Annotated in this window: 3 protein-coding genes; all 3 read right to left on the bottom strand. The window is 65.1% G+C overall.

The window, feature by feature from the left end; genetic code table 11:
• Nucleotides 1-702: 702 nt before the first annotated feature.
• Nucleotides 703-1,110 carry a hypothetical protein gene (locus ACFVWD_RS58060; protein WP_168515367.1) on the bottom strand — a complete coding sequence of 136 codons (408 nt, stop codon included), beginning with the start codon at nt 1,108-1,110 and terminating at the stop codon, nt 703-705.
• A gap of 34 nt (nt 1,111-1,144) precedes the next feature.
• Nucleotides 1,145-2,188 (bottom strand): polymorphic toxin type 27 domain-containing protein, encoded by a 1,044-nt coding sequence (locus ACFVWD_RS58055; RefSeq protein ID WP_389607249.1) that lies wholly within the window; start codon nt 2,186-2,188, stop codon nt 1,145-1,147.
• Nucleotides 2,185-2,546 (bottom strand): hypothetical protein (locus ACFVWD_RS58050; protein WP_389607248.1); only part of this gene is annotated, 362 nt, incomplete at its 5' end. The genes ACFVWD_RS58055 and ACFVWD_RS58050, both read right to left, overlap by 4 nt.

Below are 2,546 nucleotides of genomic sequence, written 5' to 3'. Positions count from 1 at the left end.
TGGGGGCTGCTGTTGCGGCTCATGTGTGTGGCCGGTCCCCCCGGGGTTGATGTGCCTCCCCGCCACACCCCGCCCAAAGTGCGGGGGCCCCGCACACCAACACGGTCCCCCGGCCACCACAGCTGTGGCAGAGCTGCCGCTCGCGGGGGCACGGGCTACTGCTGCCCGGCGAAGTCGCCGGTGTTGATCTCGGTGAGGATGCCGAGCTTGACCAGGCGTTTCAGCTTGGCGCGGATGCCTTCGATGTTCTTGGGCAGCGGTTCGTGGTCGAGGGCTTCGCAGACGTCGCGGGCTCGGAGGGGGCCTGGGACCTCGTTGAAGGCGACGAGGATGCGGGGGTAGTCCGGGTGTTCGGGCAGGTCGGGCGCCGAGGTCCGGGCCGGGAGGCGGTCAGCGAGAGCGGTGACGGTCTTGCGGGTGATCGCGAGGTGTTCGAGGTGGGTCTCGGCTTCCCGCAGCCGCCCCTGCAGTTCGGGATCTGGGTGCGGAGGTCGCCGGCCAGGGCCCGGGCGGCGTCCTCCGGATGCCGAGCGCGTCGAGCAGGGGCTGGATGTTCACGCGCTCACCGTTTGCGGGCAGAGGCGGGCGTGCCCTACCGAGGCCCCTACCGTTCCCCCTATCAACTCCCCTACCGGACCCTGTAGTAGCCTGCCCCTGGTTTGCACAGGTCAGACCTATGGCGCCCTCAGCGTGTCATCCGCCTCAGCCGACGCTGCCGTACTCCACGGGGAAGTCCGGGGGCCAGGGCTGGGCGAAGTCGAACAGGGACGGGTCCTCGAACTTGCGGTCCGCCTCGCGCCACGAGGGTTCGGCGGAGACGACGAAGCTGTCCCCGTCAGGTTCGATCATCCAGGTGAAGCCCGCATCGCCCGTGGCGAGGTCATGACGCTCTTTCAGCACCGCGAACTCCGCCTCCGACGCCGGGCGGACGTGGATCCCCTTCTGGTAGATGGGTTTGAGCAGCATGAGCTCCACATGCCCGAAGTACACCTCGACGCGGGTGTCCGTTCCGTCGACGGCGGTGGCGTCGCTGCGCAGCAGCAGCTGCCGGTGCGACGCCGCGAAGCTGACCACCCGGAACAGACGTCCCTCTCGTACGAAATCCGCCATTCTCTGTGTTCTTCCTGTCCTCGGGGTCTTCGGGTCACTGGGCCCAGTCCGGCTTCGGCATGTCTTTGGCGAGGCTCGGCACCTTGTCACCCGGCTTGGTGAAGTACCAGTCGACGGCGTCGAAGTCCCGGCGTCCAAGGATCACGTTGAGACGCAGCGTCACCACTTCCCATGCGGTGCCGTTGTCGCTTCCTGCTTTGGCCACCGTCTGCCAGTCGCCGCCCACCAACCGCTTCCCGCGTTCGATGGGCCTGTTCAGGGCTTCTGCCGCGGTCTTCGCGTCCGGAACACCGTCCAGTGAAATGCTCAACTTCACCGACTTATCGTCCAGCGCCTTCTCGACGCCGGCCATCCAGATCGGACGCCCGTCACCGCCAGGGGCCGGTTTGCCGAGAAGCTCGTGGTTGAACGTCCGTGCCCCGGGGCCGCTCAGGCCGCCGGTACCGCCCAGGGATTCTCTGGCCAGCGTATCGGAGTACGGGTTGATCCCCAGAACGATGTGGTCGCCGTCCTTGACGAGCTCGTCGAGGATCCCCTTGAGACACTCGTTGTGCACCAGGACCGGCGTCGACCCCGTGTACGCGTAGTACGTGTGGTTTCGCGCGACCTCGAAGTTGAAGACCTCGACGGACCCCTTGACGACCGTGGTGCCAAGAACCTGTGTGGAGCCGCCGTCCCGCGCCTCAAGGGTGTCTCCGGCGCGCAGTTCACCAGCCTCGACCCAGCCCCGTTCCGGCACCCAGAAGCGGAGCGAATCCGTCGCTTCGACCTGGCCGTCGGCGGTTGTGATCCGGACCAGGGAGTCGACGGTCCGGTGGAACAGGTTCAACACCGGGTGCAGGGACTTCTTGCCCGTGACCTGGTCCTGCGACCAGACCCGGTCGCCGACCTCGATGTCCTCGATGGATTTGGGACCGTTTTCCGCCGCAACCTTGGTGCCGGCCGAGAAGCACTTGGTCAGCAGGAGCTTTGAGGTGATCCCCTCGATGGCGGCTTCGGTGAGGCCGGCGGTGCGCAGGGCCTTCCATGCCTCGTCGACGGCGATACCGGTTCTCATGGCGGCGTCAAAAGCCGTCACGGCGTCCTTGATGGCCTTGATGGCGACGATGCCAAGACGAGGGTGGCAATGTCGAAGATTGCCCCTCCGCAATTGCCCAGGGTTCCGCCGCCACCCGTCGTGATCCTGTCCCAGCAGCCGGTGAAGTCTTCGGTGAGGGCCTTGATGAATCCCAGGAAGACCGGCAGTTCAGCAGCACCTACAACCTCGATCAGTACTGGGACTGAGCCGCGCACACGAAGCGGGCCGGGGCCGGGGAAGTCATAACGGGCCCAGAACTGCGCCCGACTCCTAAAAAAAAAAAAAAACCCCCCACAAAAAAAAAAAACCCCAACCAAAACTAAAAAACAAGATGAATCAAAAAAAAGAAAAAACAAAA

It is taken from the genome of Streptomyces sp. NPDC058086, from assembly GCF_042885015.1.
GTDB lineage: Bacteria > Actinomycetota > Actinomycetes > Streptomycetales > Streptomycetaceae > Streptomyces.
The sequence above is the reverse complement of the archived record's forward strand: the minus strand, read 5'-3'. Positions and strand labels throughout refer to the sequence as shown.

Excerpts from the sequence above, each read along its gene's own strand:
- ACFVWD_RS58060 (WP_168515367.1), bottom strand. The coding sequence starts at position 1,110 with ATGGCGGATTTCGTACGAGAGGGACGTCTGTTCCGGGTGGTCAGCTTC.